Here is a 22620-nt window from a genome sequence, read left to right as displayed (position 1 = left end):
TCTTTACATCGATCTTTTTTCTTCATCGCAATGCTGTGCGCAACGCCGCTGCCGCTGCTGGCAAACTGCAGCAAGGTAACGAGCGCATCTTCACTTTCAACGGAGGCGAAGGAGGCAGGTTACACGGCAAGTTCGTGGTCAGGTGCCTGCGATACCTGCTCAGGCAATGTGGGCCTGCCGTCGATCATCAGCATCAACTCGGGTAATACATTTCAACCCTCAGGTACGCTGCTGGCGAGTTCAGTGGGTAATTTTCTGACAGCATCCACTAACAAAGCCTACACGCCGAACCAGATTCTTTATCGGTGCGCGCAGGCCGATGCCGATAAGCTGTATGAAATGTACGCCACTAACGGTGATTCACCTTTTGCCGGGAAAAACAGCACCAGCGAAGTCGACGGTGCTTATTATGACTATGTGAAAAATGTTGCCGTTCGCCTGACTAATCTTGCCACAGGAGAATATTACAGCCGTTACTGGAAGAGCCGTAAACTTACCGCTGATGACTGGTATTCCGATGGACAGTATATTTATATCCCCGCCAGCGCTTTCAGTAATGTGCTTTATGAGATGTTTAAAATTGACTCTACCAGCTATTACGTAAACAGCGCTAATCGTTACGTGGATGGCCATGCACAACCACGGGGATATATCGCTTTTAAAGGACCAGGGTTAGATACAAATAACCTTGATGAAGGCAAAGACAGTAACACTGTCTGGAATGGATTTCATAACAACTGGCCTGGCGGCTGGAGTACCTGGAGCTACGTCACCTATGTCCGCGGTGCAATCTGTGAAGTGAAAGATTACCCTTCCGTCGTATTGCTTCCTACCGTCAGCACTGCCACGCTGGCCGCAGGCGGTAGCAGCCAGGCGCCCTTTTCTGTCGCGCTTCAGTGCGAATCGGGCGCGATTTCCAGCATCAACGCGTCAACCAGCAGCGCAGCGAATGTCGCCATGGGCTTTCTGGTCAATCAACCCAATGCCGTGGCAAAGGCGAACAGCCTTGGCCTGGCGACCAGCGGCGGCGGCTTAACCTGGCTACTGGACACCCGGTATGGCAATAGCGACGTTGCGTCAGGTGTGGGAATTAAAATCTATAACAGCAATGGAACAGCCATGAATTTATTACCGGATTTTACCAGCACCGGCTCAGGAAACAGTCGTGGATGGTATGCCTATAAAGACTTAACCTCACTGGTTTCCTCAAGTCATGGTGAAACCTATCAAGGAGACTTCACCGCCTCGCTTGAAGCCATTCCCGGACAGATCACTACTGCAGGAACCGTCAATGCTCAGTTACAGGTCGTTGTTAGTTTTCAGTAGATTCATGCTGCTGTCGATGTTTATGCTACCGGGCGTCAATCAGGCCGCCGTGAATATCGATAAAACACGGATTGTTTTTAACGCTGGGGACACTGCACAATCCGTCAACCTGATAAACAAGGCAGAAAGCCCTGCCATTGTGCAAATCTGGACGGATGAAGGTGATATCCATCTGTCGCCCGATAAAAGTAAAACACCTGTGATGGTCGTACCACCGGTATTGAAAATGATGCCGGGCGAGATGCGTTCGTTGCGGCTAATGCTGACATCCCGAACGGGCCTGAATACCGATAAAGAGAACCTGTACTGGCTGAATATTTATCAGATCCCGGCGTTGACCAGGACATCAGGCAACGCTGCCCGAAAAGTCGTATTACCCTTGCGTCTACGTCTCAAGGTGTTTGTCCGCCCCGCAGGACTTAGCGCCCCTCAGACGAAAGACGCACAAAAATTACGCTTTATTCAGCATGATCGGGCGCTGAGAATCATGAATCCCGCGCCATGGTTTACCAGCATGAATGCTGAGGTAGCCAACGAAGTGCTGAAAGACATTATGATTGCCCCCTTTTCATCAATTACGATACCGGTAAAGGCCGGGCTTCACGCCGGTGATAATATTCACTATGAAGTCATTGATGATCAGGGGAATGCGTCCCGCTATCAGTCCAGTATTGAATCTCAGACTGCGTCAGGTTAAGCAGTAAAACAAAGACAATATTGTCCGGGCGTACGTTCAGCGCCCGGACAATATTAACGTAATAATGCGGTGTCCTGACAGACCAGATTGCGCTCTACGGCGTTGCAGACCTCAACACTGCTTATCCCTTTTACCCCATCAGACTCATCTGCCGGGGACAACACCTGATGAATCGCGCTGTCCTGAACAGGCGCAGCACCATCAATCGCATTCTGATCGCTGAACAATGCCACAGTCGGCGTCTGCACTGCTACGGCAAGATGCAAGGGACCCGTATCGCCCACCACCAGGGTTTTAAAGCCGCTGATCTTTTCCGCCAGTTGAATGAGGTTTGTGGTACCTGCCACGTTTTTTACCCGTTCACTGGGCATCTTCATGCCTTCAATGATGCGTTGATTCAGGGCCTTTTCACCCGGCGCCCCCACGAGTTCAATGGTCAGATCGGCATGACGGGAAAGTAACATGTCGATGAGTTGTGAATAAAAGCGGTCAGGCCAGCATCGTTCTAAACTCGATGCGCCAGCATGGATACCCACAACCGGTGAGCTATGACTCTGACGTTTGTAAGGCGCCGGAATAAACATGTCTTCTGACGGCATTGTAATACCGACAGAACTTAACATATCTTTTTTTCTGGCGAATAAGATGAATATTGCCTTGCTTCCGGTTGTCATAAAACGCGGACAGGCAGCTTTCCAGAATAAAGTTGTCTTGCTCCTGGTAATCCGCATAATAGACATCTTTTAATATGTAGTCAGACCCTGCCAACGAGGCGGCAACAATGTCATAGGGTGCGCGCGAGTGCAGGATAAAGGTTGCCTCAACCTGCTCTTTGCGTAACGCTTTGACCAGTTTCATCATGCCGCCGACTTTACCGTCCCAGTATAAAATGTTGTCAATCAGTGGGCTTTTTTCTACCAGCGCAAGATTACGTGGCTGGATTACCATAACGATTTTGGCATCAGGCCAGCGATTTTTTATTGCGCCAATCGCGGGCGTATTAAACATAAAATCGCCAAGGGCCGTGTTCGAAATAATTGCGATGCTTTTGAGGTTATGTTGCTCAGAAAAACGGGCAATTTTTTTGACGCGATAACCCGTCAATTTCCATAATGACAGGAATAATCTGGCGGCTTTTTGTTTTGCGATTTTACTCATACGTAGTCCTGACTGACGCCTTATAATCCTTACTGTGTACCACTGGAAATCCTGTTCCGCGTGGTGTTAAGTGGACTGGCGTACACTTCCTGGTCACGCAGACTGGCGGAAAACTGCGGGAGCAGTATATAGCATAAAAGCCTAAGGGCGAAGTCAGCGCCCGCCGCTGACTTCGGTTTATAGCGACGTTACAGGTTACAGTTCGTCACCCGGCCAGATGGCTTCCGGTGCCACACGAGGACGGCCGCGCTGTTATAAACCACGAAAAATGCGTGACAAAACGGTTTTCGCTAACCTTTGCAGGTTTACGCCCACAGCCAGGTTGTCCGCACCCGGTCAGAAGCATTGGCGAATGGAAGGTCAGGTAAAGACTGGAAGCATCACGAGAGAATGGCGGTGCGTCCAGGTGTGATACGCCTGTTTCCTGCCAGTACCGGACGGCGTAATCTGCGCTTTGCAGGGGCATGCAGGAAATAAAAAAGCCAGCATAAATTGAGATCTATGCTGGCTGGATCAGGCAAGGCTGATGTTACATATTCGCGATAATCGCGTCACCAAACTCTGAACATTTCAGCAGTTTAGCGCCATCCATCAGACGTTCGAAGTCATAGGTCACGGTCTTGGCAGCGATTGCGCCTTCCATGCCTTTAACAATCAGGTCTGCGGCTTCGAACCATTCCATATGACGCAGCATCATTTCAGCTGACAGGATGACGGAACCTGGGTTCACTTTATCCTGACCCGCATACTTCGGTGCTGTACCGTGGGTTGCTTCGAACAGGGCACATTCGTCACCGATGTTTGCGCCTGGTGCGATACCAATACCGCCAACCTGCGCCGCCAGGGCGTCGGAAATGTAGTCGCCGTTCAGGTTCATACAGGCAATAACGTCGTATTCAGCCGGACGCAGCAGGATTTGCTGCAGGAAGGCATCCGCGATCACGTCTTTCACAACGATCTCTTTGCCGGTGTTTGGATTTTTAAACTTCATCCATGGACCACCATCGATCAGCTCGCCGCCGAACTCTTCTTTCACTAACTGGTAACCCCAGTCTTTGAATGAGCCTTCGGTGAACTTCATGATGTTGCCTTTGTGAACCAGAGTCAGTGAATCACGATCGTTAGTGATGGTGTATTCCACTGCCGCACGCACCAGGCGCTTGGTCCCCTCTTCCGAACAAGGCTTAACGCCGATGCCGCAGTTCTGTGGGAAGCGAATTTTCTTCACGCCCATTTCTTCGCGCAGGAATTTGATCACTTTGTCGGCTTCTGCCGTGCCCGCTTTCCACTCGATACCGGCATAGATATCTTCTGAGTTTTCACGGAAGATCACCATATCGGTATCTTCAGGACGTTTAACCGGGCTTGGTGTGCCGGTGTAGTAACGAACCGGACGCAGACAAACGTACAGATCAAGTTCCTGACGCAGCGCAACGTTCAGAGAACGGATGCCGCCGCCGACTGGCGTGGTCAGTGGACCTTTGATCGCTACGCGGTATTCTTTGATTAAATCGAGGGTTTCTTGCGGCAGCCAGACATCCTGACCGTAAAGTTCAACCGATTTTTCGCCGGTATAAATCTCCATCCAGGAGATTTTACGCTCGCCGTTGTAGGCTTTTTTCACAGCGGCATCAACCACTTTCAGCATCACTGGTGAAACATCAACACCGATACCATCCCCTTCGATATAAGGGATAACCGGGTTGTTTGGCACAACCAGTTTGCCTTGATTCAGGGTGATTTTCTGACCTTCCGCCGGAACAACTACTTTGCTTTCCATTAACCTCTCCTTCGAGCGATTTTTTGTTAATGATTTGTAAGATGCGCGTCAATACTACTTGAATATTGACGCCACGCCAATCACCGCAATTTCGCGTTATAATGCGCTGAATGTTTCAGACTGCAAAGCTTATGCGAAAAACTAATCAGACTTCTCAACCAAATAAACGATTCAGCCGACAAACTCGCCCCGTACAACGTAAAGCGGTAGCGCCGCCTGCCGTCAGGCGCGTGCTCCTGTTCAATAAACCCTTTGATGTGTTACCGCAGTTTACGGACGAAGCCGGCCGCCGGACGCTTAAAGATTTTATTGATGTGAGCGAGGTTTATGCCGCGGGTCGTCTTGACCGCGACAGTGAAGGACTGATGGTGCTGACCAACGATGGAACCTTGCAGGCCGCGCTCACCCAGCCCGGCAAGCGTACCGGCAAGATTTATTATGTTCAGGTTGAAGGCGCGCCAGAAGAGCGCGATCTGCAGCCCCTACGGGATGGGGTTAATCTGAAAGACGGCCTTACTCTGCCAGCCGGTATCGAAAAAGTAGCAGAACCCGAATGGTTGTGGGCACGTCAGCCGCCCATTCGTGAGCGAAAAGCGATACCCACGCAGTGGCTGAAAATCACCCTGTATGAAGGACGCAACCGCCAGGTCAGACGCATGACCGCCCATATTGGCTTCCCGACATTGCGCCTGGTGCGCTATGCGATGGGTGACTTTGAGCTGGATAATCTGGCCCCCGGCGAATGGCGGGATATCAGCACCTTAGTCTGAATGCTGTTATCATTTCCATAACTTCAAGTTAACAATTCCGGAGGATCGATGTTTAAACCGCATGTCACCGTGGCGTGCCTGGTACAGGCACAGGGAAAACTTCTGGTCGTGGAAGAACAGGTGAACGGTGTGGCAACCTGGAACCAGCCCGCCGGTCATCTTGAAGCCGACGAAACGCTTCATGAAGCCGCGCAGCGTGAACTGATTGAAGAGACCGGTATTGACGCCGCGGTGCAGTATTTTATTGGAATCAACCAGTGGATAGCCCCCGATAATACGCCTTTTGTGCGGTTTCTGTTTGGTCTGGATCTGGATGCGCCACTGCCCACCGCTCCGCAGGACAGCGACATTGACCGCTGCTGGTGGCTGCCGCCAGAGCAGATACTGACGGCATCTAACCTGCGTTCGCCGCTGGTGGCAGAAAGCGTACGTCGATGGCAACAGGGGGTTCGCTACCCGTTAGACCTGATTAGCCCGTTCAACTGGCCGTTTCATGCAGGTGCGCACCCGACTTCAGCGTGATAGAATGCGCCGCCTGTTTTATTGTTTTGCGAGCTTGTGATGTCTGATAACTGCCAGAAAAAAGTGATCGTCGGGATGTCCGGCGGCGTCGATTCTTCCGTTTCCGCCTGGTTACTGCAACAGCAGGGCTATCAGGTTGAAGGCCTGTTCATGAAGAACTGGGAGGAAGACGATGGCGAGGAGTATTGTACCGCCGCTGACGATCTGGCGGATGCGCAAGCCGTTTGCGACAAACTGGGTATTAAACTGCACAAAGTGAATTTTGCGGCGGAATACTGGGATAACGTCTTTGAGCACTTCCTTGAAGAGTACAAGGCCGGTCGCACACCGAATCCCGATATCCTGTGTAATAAAGAAATTAAGTTCAAAGCGTTTCTGGAGTTTGCCGCTGAAGATCTGGGCGCAGACTTTATCGCAACCGGTCACTATGTCCGTCGTCAGGACAGTGACGGCCGCAGCCATCTGCTGCGCGGACGGGATGGAAACAAAGACCAGAGCTACTTCCTTTATACGCTCAGCCATGAACAAATTGCCCAGAGCCTGTTTCCGGTCGGCGAGCTGGAAAAACCAGAAGTCCGCCGCATCGCTGAAGAGCTTGAATTAATCACGGCTAAGAAAAAAGATTCCACCGGCATTTGTTTCATCGGTGAACGCAAGTTCCGTGAATTCCTGGCACGCTACCTGCCCGCTCAGCCCGGTGAAATCGAAACCGTTGATGGCCAGGTTGTCGGTGAGCATCAGGGGCTGATGTACCATACGCTGGGCCAGCGCAAAGGGCTGGGCATCGGCGGTATGAAAGAAAGCAAAGACGATCCCTGGTATGTGGTAGATAAAGACGTGGCGCGTAACCGTTTGATCGTGGCGCAGGGTGGCGATCACCCGCGTCTGATGTCGGTCGGCCTCATCGCCCAGCAACTGCACTGGGTCGATCGTCAGCCGCTCCGTGCCCCGCTGCGCTGTACGGTGAAAACCCGCTATCGCCAGACCGATATCCCCTGCGAAATCATTCCGCAAGGCGATGACAAAATTGAAGTCCGGTTCGACGAACCGGTTGCCGCGGTCACCCCGGGGCAGTCTGCGGTGTTCTACCTTGGCGATGTTTGCCTGGGTGGCGGCATCATTGAAGAGCGTTTGCCTTGGGTTGCCGCATAATACCGGCGCTAATAACGCGTAAACAGGAGTGACCGTGGCAAAAAACTATCAGGAAATCACCCTCGCGCTGGCGGGCATTTGCCAGGCTGCCCATCTGGTGCAGCAGTTAGCCAATCAGGGTCACTGTCAGCCTGAAGCGCTGACGGTATCCCTGCGCAGCGTGCTGGATCTCAACCCCACCTCCACGCTGGCGGTATTCGGCAACAATGAAGCCAACCTGCGCCTTGGGCTTGAAACCCTGATGGCGGTGCTGAACAGCAGCAACCGTAAAGGCGCCAGCGCAGAGCTGACCCGTTATACGCTGAGTCTGATGGTGCTGGAGCGCAAACTGAATGCCAATAAGCAGGCCATGAATACGCTGGCCCAGCGCATCAGCCAGCTCGATCGCCAACTGGCGCACTACGAACTGGAATCGGACACGATTCTGAGTGCCATGGCCGGTATTTATGTGGATGTCATCAGCCCGCTCGGGCCGCGCATTCAGGTTACCGGTTCCCCGGCTGTCCTGCAGAATTCCCTGTTACAAAGTAAAGTTCGCGCCACGTTGCTGGCCGGTATTCGTGCCGCCGTACTCTGGCAGCAGGTCGGCGGAGGCCGACTGCAGCTGATGTTTTCGCGCCAGCGCCTGCTGCGCGAAGCCAAAGCCCTTTTATCCCGCCTGCCACTGGCTTACTGAGTCAGTGGGGCAAACACCGTAAATGAATCAGGAGTTGCACTGATGGAATTATCCTCTCTGACCGCCGTCTCACCTGTCGATGGTCGTTACGGCGATAAAGTCAGCCCGCTGCGCGCAATCTTCAGCGAATTTGGTTTGCTGAAGTTCCGCGTTGAGGTTGAAGTTCGCTGGTTACAAAAACTGGCTGCGACCGCAGAGATCAAGGAAGTTCCTGCATTTGATGCTGACGCAAACGCTTTCCTTGATGGGATTGTCGCCAGTTTCAATGAAACGGACGCTGCGCGCATCAAAACGATTGAACGCACCACTAACCATGACGTGAAAGCGGTTGAGTATTTCCTGAAAGAAAAAGTGGCTGACGTGCCTGCGCTGCACGCGGTGTCTGAGTTTATTCACTTCGCCTGTACCTCTGAAGACATCAATAACCTGTCTCACGCGTTAATGCTGGAAACGGCGCGTCGCGATGTCATTCTGCCTTACTGGCAGCAGCTGATTGCCGCGGTAAAAGGACTGGCGCAGGAATACCGTGATATTCCTCTGCTGTCACGTACTCACGGTCAGCCCGCAACGCCGTCCACCATGGGTAAAGAGATGGCCAACGTGGCCTACCGCATGGAACGTCAGCTACGCCAGCTGTCGCAGATTGAAGTGCTGGGCAAAATCAACGGTGCCGTGGGCAACTATAACGCGCACATTGCCGCTTACCCGGAAGCCGACTGGCACCAGTTAAGCGAAGAATTTGTGACCTCGCTGGGCATTACCTGGAATCCCTACACCACCCAGATCGAGCCACACGACTATATTGCTGAGCTGTTCGACTGCATCGCCCGCTTTAATACCATCCTGATCGATTTCGATCGCGATATCTGGGGCTATGTGGCGCTCAACCACTTCAAACAAAAAACCATCGCGGGCGAAATCGGCTCTTCCACCATGCCGCATAAAGTAAACCCGATTGACTTCGAAAACTCAGAAGGCAATCTGGGCCTGGCAAACGCGGTGATGCAGCACCTGGCCAGCAAACTGCCGGTTTCCCGCTGGCAGCGCGATCTGACCGACTCTACCGTGCTGCGTAACCTTGGCGTGGGCGTGGGTTATGCGTTGATCGCCTATCAGGCTACCCTGAAAGGCATTTCCAAGCTGGAAGTGAACCGCGATCGTCTGCTTGACGAACTGGATCATAACTGGGAAGTGCTGGCAGAGCCGATCCAGACCGTTATGCGTCGCTACGGTATTGAAAAACCTTATGAGAAGTTGAAAGAACTGACCCGCGGCAAGCGCGTTGATGCGGCCGGTATGCAGGCCTTTATCGACAGCCTGGCGCTGCCGGAAGACGAAAAAGTTCGCTTAAAACAGATGACCCCGGCAAATTATATTGGTCGCGCGGTTCAGATGGTTGATGACCTGAAATAAAATCCTGCCTGCAGACCGGTTGCCGCCGGTCTGCGTTAACCTGCTGTTTAGTTCATTTCGCTTATACTTGTTTAAATTCGTTTCGATCTGATGCTAAAGGAAATCCTATGCGTGTTCTGGTTGTGGAAGATAATGCCCTGCTGCGCCACCATCTTTCAGTACAACTGCGAGAAATGGGTCATCAGGTTGATGCTGCCGAAGATGCCAAAGAAGCCGATTATTTTCTCCAGGAACATCTGCCCGACATTGCGTTGGTCGATCTGGGATTACCGGACGAAGATGGCATGTCGTTAATTCGTCGCTGGCGTAATGACGCCGTGCGTCAGCCTATTTTGGTCCTGACCGCGCGCGAAGGCTGGCAGGCGAAAGTCGAAGCCCTGGAAGCCGGTGCGGATGATTATGTGACGAAGCCTTTTCATATTGAGGAAGTCGCCGCACGCCTGCAGGCATTAATGCGCCGCAACAGCGGTCATGCGTCGCAGATTATTGCCATGGCCCCCTTTCAGGTGGATTTATCCCGTCGCGAACTCACGATTCACGACCAGCCCGTTAAGCTGACCGCATTTGAATACACGATTGTGGAAACCCTTATTCGCAACGCTGGCAAAGTGGTGAGTAAAGACTCCTTGATGCTGCAGCTTTATCCCGATGCAGAATTACGTGAAAGTCACACGATCGATGTTTTAATGGGACGTCTGCGTAAAAAGATTCTTGCGCTGCATTCTGACGAAGTCATCGCTACCGTTCGCGGCCAGGGCTACCGCTTTGATCTCTGATGATGTCCTGGTTTAAACGCTATCGCCCTATTTCGCTGCGGACGCGCTTCTTACTGGCTTCCGCCGCCATTGTATTAATTCTTTCCCTTTCTTATGGCATGGTTGCGGTCATTGGCTATGTGGTAAGTTTTGATAAAAATACCTATCGCGTGATGCGGGGAGAAAGTAATTTATTTTTCACCCTGGCACAGTGGAAAGATAATAAGCTCACCATCGCCCAGCCTGAGCGCACGATGCTCAATTTCCCAACGCTGGTATTTATTTATGATGAACACGGCAAACTGCTCTGGCAGCAGCGCGACGTGCCGGAAATTCGTGAAAAGATCCAACCTGAATGGCTGTTGAAACCGGACTTCTATGAGATAGATACCAACAACAGCACCAGCCGGGCTGCGATGGGCGATAACCTTACCGCTCAGCAGCAGCTCCACGCCTGGGATAATGACGATGACGATCAGGATACCTTTACCCACTCGGTAGCGGTAAACCGCTATGACGCGACAACCAATCTGCCCGCGCTGACCATTGTCGTGGTCGACACGATTCCGCAGGAGCTTCAGCATTCCGATGTGGTCTGGTCATGGTTCAGCTATGTGCTGGCGGCCAACCTGATTTTAATCGTTCCCTTGCTCTGGCTGGCGGCCCACTGGAGCCTGCGTCCAATCGGGCATTTAACGCTTCAGGTGCGCGAGCTGGAAACCGGACAGCGTGAAAACCTGGATGACAATCCGCCGCAGGAGTTACGTTCGCTGGTGCGTAACCTTAATCTGCTGCTGACCAACGAACGTCAGCGGTATACCCGCTACCGCACCACGCTTGCTGACCTGACCCATAGCCTGAAAACGCCGCTGGCGGTGCTGCAAACTACCCTGCGCTCTCTGCGCGGCGGTAAAGAGCTGACGGTGGAACAGGCCGAACCGATTATGCTGGAGCAGATCAGCCGCATTTCGCAGCAGGTGGGATATTACCTGCACCGCGCCAGCATGCAGGCCGATCACAATCCGCTGCAGCGCGATCTGCATTCAGTGTCCGGTTTGCTGGACAGCTTGTGTTCAGCGCTGAATAAGGTTTATCAGCGCAAAGGCGTCGAAATCACGCTGGATATCTCACCGGAAACCACCTTCTTCGGCGATCAGAATGACTTCATGGAAGTGCTGGGTAACGTCCTGGATAACGCCTGTAAGTACTGTCTGGAATTTATTGAAGTCAGCGCCCATCAGACCGACCATGCCTTGCATCTTTATATCGATGATGACGGTCCGGGCATTCCTGAAAGCAAACGCGATATGATATTTGTGCGTGGGCAGCGCGCCGATACCTTACGTCCCGGTCAGGGGCTGGGGCTGGCGGTAGTTCGCGATATTCTCGAACAGTATGCCGGTAAGGTGATTGCCTCCAGTAGCCCGTTAGGCGGTGCGCGCATGGAAGTGGTGTTTGAGCGGCAGGAAATGGAACATCGCCGCGAGTAGTTCACGCCGCGGGCTGTTATACTTGCGGGTATTTACAGCCCTTAGCGGAATCTCTCTATGGATTATCAGCTCGATCTCAACTGGCCCGATTTTATTCAGCGTTACTGGCAAAAGCGCCCGGTGGTGCTGAAGCGTGGCTTCAAGAACTTTATCGATCCCATCTCGCCTGATGAACTGGCGGGATTAGCTATGGAAAATGAGGTCGACAGCCGTCTGGTCAGCCAGCAAAACGAAAAGTGGCAGGTCAGCCACGGTCCGTTTGAAAGTTATGATCACCTGGGTGAGAACAACTGGTCACTGCTGGTGCAGGCGGTGAACCACTGGCATGAGCCTTCCGCCGCGCTGATGCGCCCTTTCCGCTTTCTGCCGGACTGGCGCTTAGATGACCTGATGATCTCCTTTTCCGTACCCGGCGGAGGCGTTGGCCCGCACTTTGACCAGTATGATGTGTTTATCATTCAGGGCACCGGCCGTCGTCGCTGGCGCGTCGGGGAAAAAGTACCGCTGAAACAGCATTGTCCTCATCCTGACCTGCTTCAGGTCGAACCTTTCGACGCCATCATTGATGAAGAGATGGAGCCGGGCGATATTCTGTATATTCCACCCGGATTTCCGCACGAAGGATACTCGCTGGAAAATGCGCTGAACTACTCTGTGGGCTTCCGCGCGCCCAGCGGGCGTGAGCTGATTAGCGGCTTTGCCGATTACGCGCTAGCGAATGAGCTGGGTAGCCTGCGTTACAGCGATCCGGACGTGCCCGCGCGTGACTGCCCGTCGCTGATCCTGCCGCAGGAGGTCGAAGGCTTGCGCAAGGTGATGCTGGATGTGGTGAATCAGCCAGCGCATTTTGAACAGTGGCTGGGTGAGTTTATTTCGCAGTCCCGACATGAGCTCGACGTCGCGCCGCCGGAGCCGCCTTATCAGCCCGATGAAATCTACGATGCGCTGCAGCAGGGCGATGTGCTGTCGCGCCTTGGCGGCTTACGCGTCCTGACGCTGGGCAATGCCGTCTATATCAACGGCGAACGCGTTGAATGCGCGCACCCGGCGGTCATGGCTGTGCTGGCGCACAATCACGAAATCGCGCTTGAGGATTTGGGTGATGCGCTGGACGATCCCGCGGTACTGGCGCAGATTGCCGGGCTGGTCAACGCCGGTTACTGGTACTTTAGCGCGGAATAACGCCTTGCCGTTGCCACGGTTTTAACGGCCGCGTTGCCCTGTCGGGCAACGCGGCCTTTTATATTCAGGCTTTTCTCTGCCCCGCCAGCGCCGCCAGACGGACGATAACCTCAACCGATTGCGCCATAATATTCAGCGACGCAAATTCATGTTTGCCGTGATAGTTATAGCCACCGGTAAACAGGTTTGGACAAGGTAGCCCTTTCCATGACAGCGACGAACCGTCCGTACCGCCGCGAATCGGTTTCACCACCGGCTCGATGCCGCAGTCGCGCATCGCCTGCAGGGCCAGGTCGATAATGTGCGGGAAAGGTTCGACTTTCTCACGCATGTTGCGATAGCTGTTGCTGATCTCCACGGTAACAGAGCAGTCCGGATGCAATCCCTTGTTGATCTCCTCCGCCACCTGCAGCAGCGTATTTTTCCGCTGTTCAAAGGCTGCCGTATCGAAATCACGGATGATGTAGTGCATCTCCGCATTTTCAACCGTGCCCTTCATCTGGTGAAGATGGAAGAAGCCTTCATAGCCGTCAGTGCACTCTGGTTTCTCTCCGGCAGGCAGCGCGGCGTTAAAGCGGGTGGCCAGTTCCAGCGCATTCACCATCACGTTTTTCGCGGAGCCGGGGTGAACGTTGTTACCCACCACCTTCACCAGCGCCGAAGCCGCATTGAAGTTTTCGTATTCGAATTCGCCCACATCGCTACCGTCAACGGTATAAGCCCAGTCTGCCGCAAAACCTTCAACATCGAAATGCGATGTGCCGCGGCCAATCTCTTCATCCGGGGTGAAGGCAACGCGAATCGCGCCGTGCGGAATATCGCCCTCTGCCAGCCGCGCCATCGCCGTCATGATTTCTGCTATACCGGCTTTGTCATCGGCACCCAGCAGGGTTTTTCCATCGGTGGTGATCAGCGTGTGCCCCGTCAGCTTATGGAGCACCGGAAACATCACCGGTGACAGCACTTCATCCCCATTTCCCAGCGCAATATCTCCGCCCCGGTAGTTTTCGATGATCTGCGGATTGACATTTTTCGCAGTAAAATCCGGCGAGGTATCCATATGAGAAATAAAGCCAATAACCGGCGTTGGCCAGTCAACATTTGCCGGTAACGTGCCCATCACACAGCAGTGATCGCTGAGGCTGACATCAACAAAGCCCAACGCCAGCAGCTCTTCCTGCAGCTGGCGGGCCAGAATCCACTGCCCTTCACTGCTTGGCACCTGACGTGCCTGAGGTTTTGCCTGAGTTTCCACTGCCACATAACGCAAAAAGCGTTCGAGTAATTGCTTCATATGCCATCCTTAAAATTTGCCGCCCGTTATTATTAACAGACGAGCAAGCGGTCGCGTTGCGTCAAATCATTATCCTTCAGGTTAGTCCCTGTGCGGCAAATTAAGAATGGCGAATTGCATTAAAAAGCATGCAACCGCTGTTTTTTGCGGCGATTTTCGCACGCTTTTCACGGCCGTCGCCCGCAGCGTTAAAGCTGGGCCTGTTTTTGACCGCTGTGCGGGTCTGCGTGGGGCCGCTTAAAGCATGTGGACAGGCGACACACAATGGTTTCCGGGCGGAAAAAATGGTGCGGCGATCGCGCGGAAACGAAGGAGGACAGAAGGACGCTGGAAACGTGTCTGGATGAACAGCGGGCGAGTAGCCCGCGATTCATCCGGTGGAACAAGGCGTTATTTGTGTAGCGCGTGCAGCAGCTTATGCACAAAAGCAGGCACCACCTCGCTGGCCAGTCCATAGTGGCTTTCGGCAAACTCGTTACCGACCTGGCTCGGTTCAAGGTTCAGCTCTACCGTATGCGCCCCCTGCAGTTTTGCCTCATGGACGAATCCGGCGGCCGGATAAACATGGCCCGAGGTGCCAATGGCGATAAACAGATTCGCCTGCTCCAGCGCCTGGTAGATCTCTTCCATGCCGAGCGGCATTTCGCCGAACCAGACGACGTGCGGACGCAGCACCGAGGGGAACTGACAGCAGGTACAGCGATCTTCTGCCGTGACATCTTCATGCCAGTCGATAACCTGGCCGCTGTTGGCGCAGCGCACTTTTAACAGCTCGCCGTGCATGTGCAGCACGCGGCTGTTGCCCGCGCGTTCATGCAAATTATCGATATTCTGCGTGACCAACAGAAAGTTATCGCCCAATACCTGTTCCAGCTCCGCCAGGGCAAGATGTGCCGCGTTGGGCTGGATCTCCGGCTGCTGTAGCTGCTGGCGACGGGCGTTATAAAAACGCTGAACCAGCGCCGGGTCACGTCTGAAACCTTCTGGCGTCGCGACATCTTCTACCCGGTGCTCTTCCCATAATCCGTCAGCGGCACGAAAGGTGTTAATTCCCGATTCTGCGGATATCCCCGCACCCGTTAAGACAACGATTCTCGGCAACGGGTGCGCCGCCAGTTCGGCCTGACGATCGCGTTCGAAAATACGCTGGCGAAAGCGCTGATGCACTTTTCTGCGCGTTTTCTTCAGGCGGGCAAGTCGTAAACGGCGACGAGGTGTACGCATAAAGTCTCCTGGTGCGGTAGCGAAAGGCAGCTACCGCGGTTCAATATAAAGCGGGCGATGAGGCCCGGTGGTCGGTTTAAGGTTTACATCATCCTGCTGTCAGGCGCGGGTGCCTGAGCTGATTACTGGCCGCTCAGCACGCGAGCCGGATCGATACGACTGGCGCGCCGCGCCGGATACCAACTTGCCAGCAGGCTTAGCACAATAGCGGTAATCAATACCGAAAACACGTCCAGCCAGTGTAATTCAGACGGCAGGAAGTCAATGAAATAGATATCGCCCGCTAATAAATGGTGACCGGTCAGGGATTCCAGCCCTTTCATCAGCGAAGTGAGGTTGAGCGCCACCAGCACCCCAACCACTACGCCGCTGACGCTGCCCAGTAAGCCCGCCAGCAGGCCATACCAGATAAAGATGGCGCGGATCAGCCCGTCTTTCGCCCCCAGCGTGCGCAGTACCGCAATATCACTGCTCTTGTCTTTCACGGCCATCACCAGCGTGGAAACGATGTTGAAACAGGCCACGCCAATAACCAGCACCATCGCCAGATACATGATGGCGCGGATCATTTGAATATCGCGGTACATATAGCCGTAGGTGCCGATCCAGCTTTTGATATAGACGTAAGCGTGCGTGACTTCTCCGGCCGCCCGCACCAGTTTGGCCGCCTGGAACGGATCGTTCATTTTCAGCGCGATACCGGTGACGTTGTCGCCCATATCCAGATATTGCTGCGCATCCGCAAGCGGCACCAGCGCCAGGCTGTGATCCAGCATGCCGCTCAACTGAAGAATGCCGCTCACCTGCAAACGAATGCGTTTAGGTTGCAGTAGCTTATTTTCGCCATCATTGTTAGGGATCATGATGGTGATCCAGTCGCCCTGCTTTACGTTCAGCGCCTGAGCAATGCCGCCGCCGAGGATGATCTGACTTTTACCCGGCGCAAAGCTTGCCCAGGCATTGTTTGTGACAAACTGCGGCAGCGCGCTTAGACGCGGTTCCTGCGCCGGATCCACGCCTTTAACCTGCAGCGCTTCCATCTTTGTGCCGCTTTCAATCAGTCCGGTAAAATTGATATAGGGAGCCGCAGCGGCGATACCCGGTACCTGCTCAATCGGTGCAATCATGGACTGCCAGTGCTGAAACGGCGGATTAACCGCTTCAATCTCCCCGTGCGGCACCACGGCAAGAATGCGCTTGTTCAGCTCACGTTCAAATCCGTTCATTGCGCTGAGGCCAATGATTAATACCGCCACGCCCAGGGCGATACCGATCGTGGAAATAACGGAGATCAGCGAAACCATTCCCCCCCGACGGCGACCGCGGCTAAAACGCAGCCCCAACAGCAGCGATAACGACGATCCCATCAGACCGCTCCCGCAAGAACGATGCGATCGCTTAACTGGCCGTCACGCATCTCCATCTGCCGCGACATGCGCTTCGCCAGATGCAGGTCGTGTGTCACCACCAGAAACGCGGTGCCCTGACGCACATTCAGTTCACCCAACAGTTCGAAAATCGCGTCGGCGTTGCGCGCATCCAGGTTACCCGTTGGCTCATCGGCCATGACCAGGCGCGGGCGGTTAACCAGCGCACGGGCGATAGCCACACGTTGACGTTCACCGCCAGAGAGTTCCGAGGGACGATGCGCCGCACGGTGTTCCAGCCCGACCGCCGCCAGCATTTCGCGCGCGCGGGTCTGCGCTTCGCCTTTAGCCACTTTGCCGATCAGTAACGGCATGGCGACATTTTCCAGCGCGGTGAAATCAGGCAGCAGATGGTGAAACTGATAGATAAAGCCGAGCTCACGATTACGTAACTCCGCTTTAGCAGAGGATGACATCCCGTTTAGCGAACGGCCGTCAAACACCACTTCTCCCGAGGTGGGTGCATCCAGCCCGCCCAGCAGGTGCAACAGGGTACTTTTACCTGAACCCGAACTGCCAACAATCGCCATCAGTTCACCAGGTTGCACATCAAAGGTCACATTGCGCAGTACGTCGGTCTGGACGCTGCCTTCCTGATAGCGTTTGCACAGGTCACGGCACTGCAACAAAGGAGAGTTACTCATAGCGTAAAGCCTCAGCGGGTTGTACGGCGGCAGCGCGCCATGAAGGGTAAAGCGTGGAAAGCAGAGCAATAATCATTGCGCTGAAGGCGATAGTCACCACCTGCCACATATTAATATCGACGGGCAGCGCCGCGCCATCCAGGAACAGGCCGATAACCGGCATCAGGTTGTTAAGCTGGCTGGCTAACAGCACGCCCAGCAGTGCACCGAGCAGCGTGCCGATGATGCCGGCACTGGCGCCCTGTACCATAAAGACGGCGACAATCTGACGGCGGGTTAATCCCTGGGTTTGCAGAATAGCCACTTCGCCCTGCTTCTCCATGATCAACAGGCCCAGCGAGGTGATGATATTAAAGGCAGCGACGGCAATAATCAGGCTCAGCAGCAGCCCCATCATGTTCTTCTCCATGCGCACGGCTTGGAACAGGTCCCCTTTACGCTCGCGCCAGTCCTTCCATACCATCCCCGCCGGTAAGCGTTGCTGAGTGACGGTATCTACCTGCAGCGGTTTATCCAGCCACAGACGCCAGCCGGTGATATTCCCTGCCGGATAGCGCATTATCCGTGAGGCATCCTGTTGATTGACCAGGATCTGGTAGCCGTCCACCTCGCTGTTAGCCGCATAGGTTCCGGCGACGGTAAACAGACGCTGGCTCGGTACGCGGCCCATCGGGGTGAACTGGCTCACCGACGGCACCATTAATCGCAGCGTATCTCCGCGTTTGACGCCGAGTTGCGAGGCCAGTTGTTCACCCAGGATAACGTTGTACTGTCCCGGCTGCAGCACAGTCTGCTGGGTGTTAACGAGGTAGGGCGTAAGCGGGTCTTTTTCATCCGGCTGAATGCCTAACATCACCCCAACCGAAACGCTGTGTGGGCTTTGCAGCACGACGTTCGCGGTGGTTAACGGCGCAATGCGGTTAACGCCGTTCAGCTTAAGAGCGGATGCCGGGAATTGTTGAGGATTGATGCTGCCTTTGTCGCTGGTGACCAGCGCCTGCGGCATCAGGCCCAGGATGTTGCCCTCAAGCTCTCGCTCGAAACCATTCATCACAGACAGCACAGTAATCATTGCCAGCACGCCAAGCGTGATACCAATGGTGGAGAGCCAGGAGACAAAGCGACCGAAACGGTCTGCGGCTCTTCCGCGCATGTAGCGCAGACCGATAAATAGCGCGACAGGTTGATACATGGAATCCAATGTGCAGTTGCTGGAAAATAAGTAGAGAGGATGATAAAGGAGCGGCCCACTTTATGAAACCACTAACCCTCTGAGTCTGCTGCAAAGTTGTATCACAATAGGTTAGGAAAGTGTTCGATGCACAGGATTAGCCTACAAAGAGGGGGTTAATCGTACGATTATTCAGCGCGGAAGCCGATATACTCCGTATCCTAAAGTGATGACGGCAATGAACGTCGCGCTGATGTACCCGTTTGACTTTCCTGCGGACCTTGTTCGCAAAAAAGATTTACACACAGCAACCCTTCAGTCACGCCTGCCCAAAGGCGAAGCGGTAGAAAAATTTACCGCAGAGGTGATCCCCATGGCGTATTATGGAATGATTACGCCCTGGTAAAAATGGAGCAACCTCGAGATCACATGTCCGAACCGACTCGCTATACCCTGCCCGTGAAATCTGGCGATCAACGCCAGCTCGGCCAGCTGACTGGCGCTGCGCACGCGGTTGAGTGTGCCAGCATTACCGAGCGTCATGCTGGTCCGGTGTTAATGATTACACCCGATACGCAAACCGCCCTGCGGCTGCTGGACGAGATTCGTCAGTTTACCGATTTGCCTGTCACGCATCTCGCAGACTGGGAGACGCTGCCTTATGACAGTTTCTCACCGCATCAGGACATTATTTCGGCCCGTCTTTCCACCCTGTATCAACTGCCTACCTTGCAGCGCGGCATGCTGATTATGCCGGTCAACACGCTGATGCAGCGCGTTTGCCCGCACAGCTTCCTGCACGGCCATGCGCTGGTGATGCAGCAGGGTCAGAAACTGTCACGCGATCGCCTGCGCGATCAGCTTGAACAGGCGGGCTACCGCCATGTGGACCAGGTGATGGAGCACGGGGAATACGCGACCCGCGGCGCTCTGCTCGACCTGTTCCCGATGGGCAGCGAGCAACCTTACCGTATTGATTTTTTTGATGACGAGATCGACAGCCTGCGCCTGTTTGACGTCGACAGCCAGCGCACGCTGGAAGCCGTTCCCGCCATCAATCTGCTGCCGGCCCACGAGTTTCCCAGCGATAAAGCCGCTATAGAGCTCTTCCGCAGCCGCTGGCGTGAAATTTTTGATGTTCGCCGTGAAGCCGAGCATGTTTATCAGCAGGTGAGCAAAGGCACCCTGCCCGCCGGTATTGAATACTGGCAACCCTTGTTCTTTGAACAGCCGTTACCCTCGCTGTTCAGCTATCTGCCTGATAATACGCTGATTGTTAACTGCGGCGATCTGGAAGGCGGCGCAGACCGATTCTGGAATGATGCCAACGCGCGCTACGAAAATCGCCGTGTTGACCCGATGCGTCCGCTGCTTGAGCCCGCCACGCTGTGGCTGAGGCCGGATGCGTTGATGAGCGAGCTGAAAGCCTGGCCGCGCATCCGTATGTCCCATGACGTTTTGCCTGCCAAAGCGGCCAACACCAACCTGGGTTATGAATCTCTGCCGGACTTATCGGTTCAGGCCCAGGCGAAAGCCCCGCTGGATAACCTGCGTCAGTTTCTGGAGCAGTTCAGCGGCGGCGTCGTGTTCTCCGTGGAGAGCGAAGGCCGCCGTGAAAGCCTGCAAGAGCTGCTGGCGCGCATTAAAATTCGCCCTAAGGCTATTCATCATCTGCGCGAAGTCAGCGCCGGAGAGCATGCGCTAATGATCGGCGCCAGCGAGCGTGGCTTTGTGGATACGCAAGGCCATCGTGCGCTGATCTGTGAAAGCGATCTGCTGGGCGAGCGCATCAGCCGTCGCCGCCAGGATACGCGCCGTACCATTAATCCGGACATTCTTATCCGCAACCTGGCGGAATTGCATCCGGGGCAGCCGGTCGTGCATCTTGAACATGGTGTGGGCCGCTATATCGGCCTGACCACGCTTGAAGCCGGCGGCATCCAGGCCGAGTATCTGATGCTCTCTTATGCCAACGATGCCAAGCTGTACGTGCCGGTTTCCTCGCTTCATCTGATCAGCCGCTATGCGGGTGGCGCCGATGAAAACGCGCCGCTGCACAAGCTGGGCAGCGATGCCTGGTCACGCGCCCGTCAGAAAGCGGCCGAGAAAGTGCGCGACGTCGCCGCCGAGCTGCTGGATATCTATGCGCAGCGCGCGGCAAAAAGCGGCTATGCCTTTAAACACGACCGCGAGCAGTATCAGCTCTTCTGCGAAAGCTTCCCGTTTGAAACCACGCCCGATCAGGCTCAGGCTATCAATGCCGTGTTAAGCGATATGTGTCAGCCGCTGGCGATGGATCGTCTGGTCTGTGGCGATGTGGGCTTCGGTAAAACAGAAGTGGCGATGCGTGCCGCCTTCCTGGCGGTGGAAAACAATAAGCAGGTGGCGGTGCTGGTGCCGACCACGCTGCTGGCACAGCAGCACTATGATAACTTCCGCGATCGTTTCGCTAACTGGCCCGTGCGCATCGAAATGCTGTCCCGCTTCCGCAGCGCCAGGGAGCAAAACCAGATACTACAGGAAGCCAGCGAAGGCAAAATCGACATTCTGATTGGTACGCATAAGCTGTTGATGAGCGATATCAAATGGCACGATCTGGGCTTGCTGATTGTGGATGAAGAGCACCGGTTTGGCGTGCGTCATAAAGAGCGCATCAAAGCGATGCGTGCCGATGTCGATATTCTGACGCTGACCGCTACGCCGATCCCCCGCACCCTGAATATGGCCATGAGCGGAATGCGCGATCTCTCCATCATCGCCACGCCACCAGCGCGTCGACTCGCGGTAAAAACCTTTGTTCGGGAATTTGACGATCTGGTGATCCGCGAAGCGATTCTGCGCGAAATCCTGCGTGGGGGTCAGGTTTATTACCTGTACAACGATGTTGAGAACATTGAGAAAGCCGCTCAGCGCCTGACGGAACTGGTGCCAGAGGCGCGCGTCGCCATCGGCCACGGGCAAATGCGCGAGCGCGACCTTGAGCGGGTGATGAATGACTTCCATCATCAGCGTTTCAACGTTCTGGTCTGCACCACCATTATTGAAACCGGCATTGATATCCCAACGGCCAATACCATTATTATTGAGCGCGCCGACCACTTCGGGCTGGCGCAGCTGCACCAGCTGCGCGGACGCGTAGGCCGATCGCACCACCAGGCTTATGCCTGGCTGCTGACGCCGCACCCGAAAGCCATGACGACCGACGCGCAAAAACGCCTGGAAGCTATCGCCTCGCTGGAAGATCTGGGCGCAGGCTTTGCCCTGGCGACGCACGATCTGGAGATTCGTGGCGCGGGCGAACTGCTGGGTGAAGAACAAAGTGGTCAGATGGAAACGCTGGGCTTTTCACTCTACATGGAACTGCTGGAAAATGCGGTCGATGCCCTGAAAGCCGGTCGGGAACCTTCCCTCGAAGATCTCACCAGCAATCAAACTGAAGTCGAGTTACGTATGCCCGCCCTGCTGCCTGAGGCGTTTATTCCGGACGTGAATACGCGCCTGTCGCTGTATAAACGCATCGCCAGTGCCGAAGCAGAAGACGAGTTGCAGGAGCTGAAGGTGGAAATGATCGACCGCTTCGGTCTGTTACCCGATCCGGCCCGTAACCTGCTGGACATTGCCCTGTTGCGGATGAAGGCAAGAGCACTTGGCGTGCGTAAAATCGAAGCCAGCGATAAAGGTGGCTATTTTGATTTCGCGCCGCAAAACAGTGTGGATCCTGCCTGGCTAATCGGCCTGCTGCAAAAAGATGCGAAGCAGTGGAAGCTTGAAGGCCCGACGCGCCTGCGCTTTACCCGTGAACTGGCGGAAAGAAAGGTGCGTATGGAATGGGTGCAGTCGTTTATGGCGCAGCTCATGGAAAACCGGGTCGCCTCTTAACCCGCTCACCACCAGCATCAAGCCAAGCCGCCCCGCTCAGGGCGGCTTTTTTTATGCCTG

20 protein-coding genes are annotated in these 22620 nt (G+C 54.6%); 12 read left to right on the top strand and 8 right to left on the bottom strand.

Annotated elements, in window-relative coordinates; translation table 11 throughout:
- Positions 1-30: 30 nt before the first annotated feature.
- Both stbD and DFO57_RS02460 read left to right on the top strand, forming a co-directional pair.
- Positions 31-1326: a fimbrial usher protein StbD gene (gene stbD, locus DFO57_RS02465; RefSeq protein WP_041456144.1), complete on the top strand. Its 1296-nt coding sequence runs from the start codon at positions 31-33 to the stop codon at positions 1324-1326.
- Positions 1292-2023, top strand: coding sequence for a fimbrial assembly chaperone (locus DFO57_RS02460; protein WP_015700540.1), 732 nt, complete (start codon positions 1292-1294; stop codon positions 2021-2023). The genes stbD and DFO57_RS02460 overlap by 35 nt, the downstream gene beginning before the upstream one ends.
- A 53-nt stretch (positions 2024-2076) precedes the next feature.
- Here DFO57_RS02460 and DFO57_RS22830 read toward each other — a convergent pair whose 3' ends face one another.
- From DFO57_RS22830 to icd, 3 genes are all read right to left on the bottom strand, one after another.
- Positions 2077-2607 (bottom strand): glycosyltransferase family 9 protein, encoded by a 531-nt coding sequence (locus tag DFO57_RS22830; RefSeq protein WP_228225263.1) that lies wholly within the window; start codon positions 2605-2607, stop codon positions 2077-2079.
- On the bottom strand, positions 2570-3181 hold the full coding sequence (locus DFO57_RS22825) for a glycosyltransferase family 9 protein (RefSeq protein ID WP_233255845.1): 612 nt from the start codon (positions 3179-3181) through the stop codon (positions 2570-2572). Before DFO57_RS22825 ends, DFO57_RS22830 begins: the two co-directional genes overlap by 38 nt.
- 529 nt (positions 3182-3710) lie before the next feature.
- Positions 3711-4961, bottom strand: a complete 1251-nt coding sequence (gene icd, locus DFO57_RS02450; protein ID WP_013025401.1) for an NADP-dependent isocitrate dehydrogenase — start codon at positions 4959-4961, stop codon at positions 3711-3713.
- 110 nt (positions 4962-5071) lie between these two features.
- Between icd and rluE the strand changes: the two genes are divergently transcribed.
- The 8 genes from rluE (at position 5072) to DFO57_RS02410 (ending at position 12921) form a co-directional block, all read left to right on the top strand.
- Positions 5072-5731 (top strand): 23S rRNA pseudouridine(2457) synthase RluE, encoded by a 660-nt coding sequence (gene rluE / locus DFO57_RS02445; RefSeq protein ID WP_015700542.1) that lies wholly within the window; start codon positions 5072-5074, stop codon positions 5729-5731.
- Positions 5732-5779: 48 nt separating this feature from the next.
- Positions 5780-6253, top strand: a complete 474-nt coding sequence (locus DFO57_RS02440; RefSeq protein WP_013025399.1) for an NUDIX domain-containing protein — start codon at positions 5780-5782, stop codon at positions 6251-6253.
- A gap of 39 nt (positions 6254-6292) precedes the next feature.
- Positions 6293-7405 carry a tRNA 2-thiouridine(34) synthase MnmA gene (mnmA, locus tag DFO57_RS02435; protein ID WP_014606115.1) on the top strand — a complete coding sequence of 371 codons (1113 nt, stop codon included), beginning with the start codon at positions 6293-6295 and terminating at the stop codon, positions 7403-7405.
- Between the two features lie 34 nt (positions 7406-7439).
- Positions 7440-8081, top strand: coding sequence for a high frequency lysogenization protein HflD (gene hflD, locus DFO57_RS02430; protein WP_015700544.1), 642 nt, complete (start codon positions 7440-7442; stop codon positions 8079-8081).
- 42 nt (positions 8082-8123) lie between these two features.
- Positions 8124-9494, top strand: a complete 1371-nt coding sequence (gene purB, locus DFO57_RS02425) for an adenylosuccinate lyase (protein ID WP_015700545.1) — start codon at positions 8124-8126, stop codon at positions 9492-9494.
- Positions 9495-9601: 107 nt separating this feature from the next.
- Complete coding sequence (gene phoP / locus DFO57_RS02420; protein ID WP_013025395.1) at positions 9602-10270, top strand: two-component system response regulator PhoP; 669 nt, start codon at positions 9602-9604, stop codon at positions 10268-10270.
- Between the two features lie 2 nt (positions 10271-10272).
- Positions 10273-11739 carry a two-component system sensor histidine kinase PhoQ gene (gene phoQ, locus DFO57_RS02415; RefSeq protein WP_033765901.1) on the top strand — a complete coding sequence of 489 codons (1467 nt, stop codon included), beginning with the start codon at positions 10273-10275 and terminating at the stop codon, positions 11737-11739.
- 57 nt (positions 11740-11796) lie between these two features.
- Positions 11797-12921: a cupin domain-containing protein gene (locus DFO57_RS02410; RefSeq protein WP_013025393.1), complete on the top strand. Its 1125-nt coding sequence runs from the start codon at positions 11797-11799 to the stop codon at positions 12919-12921.
- A 64-nt stretch (positions 12922-12985) separates the two neighbouring features.
- Here DFO57_RS02410 and pepT read toward each other — a convergent pair whose 3' ends face one another.
- The 5 genes from pepT to lolC all read right to left on the bottom strand — a co-directional run bounded on the left by pepT (position 12986) and on the right by lolC (position 18702).
- Positions 12986-14215 carry a peptidase T gene (pepT, locus tag DFO57_RS02405; RefSeq protein WP_013025392.1) on the bottom strand — a complete coding sequence of 410 codons (1230 nt, stop codon included), beginning with the start codon at positions 14213-14215 and terminating at the stop codon, positions 12986-12988.
- A gap of 390 nt (positions 14216-14605) precedes the next feature.
- Positions 14606-15439, bottom strand: coding sequence for a Sir2 family NAD+-dependent deacetylase (gene cobB, locus DFO57_RS02395; protein ID WP_014593445.1), 834 nt, complete (start codon positions 15437-15439; stop codon positions 14606-14608).
- 122 nt (positions 15440-15561) lie between these two features.
- The gene (gene lolE / locus DFO57_RS02390) at positions 15562-16806 is read right to left on the bottom strand and encodes a lipoprotein-releasing ABC transporter permease subunit LolE (protein WP_014593444.1); all 1245 of its coding nucleotides are present in this window, start codon (positions 16804-16806) and stop codon (positions 15562-15564) included.
- Positions 16806-17510 carry a lipoprotein-releasing ABC transporter ATP-binding protein LolD gene (gene lolD / locus DFO57_RS02385; RefSeq protein ID WP_014606120.1) on the bottom strand — a complete coding sequence of 235 codons (705 nt, stop codon included), beginning with the start codon at positions 17508-17510 and terminating at the stop codon, positions 16806-16808. Before lolD ends, lolE begins: the two co-directional genes overlap by 1 nt.
- Positions 17503-18702, bottom strand: a complete 1200-nt coding sequence (lolC, locus tag DFO57_RS02380; protein ID WP_014593442.1) for a lipoprotein-releasing ABC transporter permease subunit LolC — start codon at positions 18700-18702, stop codon at positions 17503-17505. The genes lolD and lolC overlap by 8 nt, the downstream gene beginning before the upstream one ends.
- Before the next feature lie 217 nt (positions 18703-18919).
- Here lolC and DFO57_RS22550 point away from each other — a divergent pair, with 217 nt between their 5' ends.
- Both DFO57_RS22550 and mfd read left to right on the top strand, forming a co-directional pair.
- Positions 18920-19087 (top strand): hypothetical protein, encoded by a 168-nt coding sequence (locus DFO57_RS22550; RefSeq protein WP_162471031.1) that lies wholly within the window; start codon positions 18920-18922, stop codon positions 19085-19087.
- Between the two features lie 23 nt (positions 19088-19110).
- On the top strand, positions 19111-22560 hold the full coding sequence (gene mfd / locus DFO57_RS02375; RefSeq protein ID WP_028715013.1) for a transcription-repair coupling factor: 3450 nt from the start codon (positions 19111-19113) through the stop codon (positions 22558-22560).
- Positions 22561-22620 lie beyond the last annotated feature (60 nt).

This window comes from Pantoea sp. AG702, from assembly GCF_003182295.1.
In the GTDB taxonomy this organism is placed as follows: Bacteria; Pseudomonadota; Gammaproteobacteria; order Enterobacterales; family Enterobacteriaceae; genus Pantoea; species Pantoea ananatis.
This window is presented reverse-complemented; position numbering and strand designations above follow the sequence as displayed.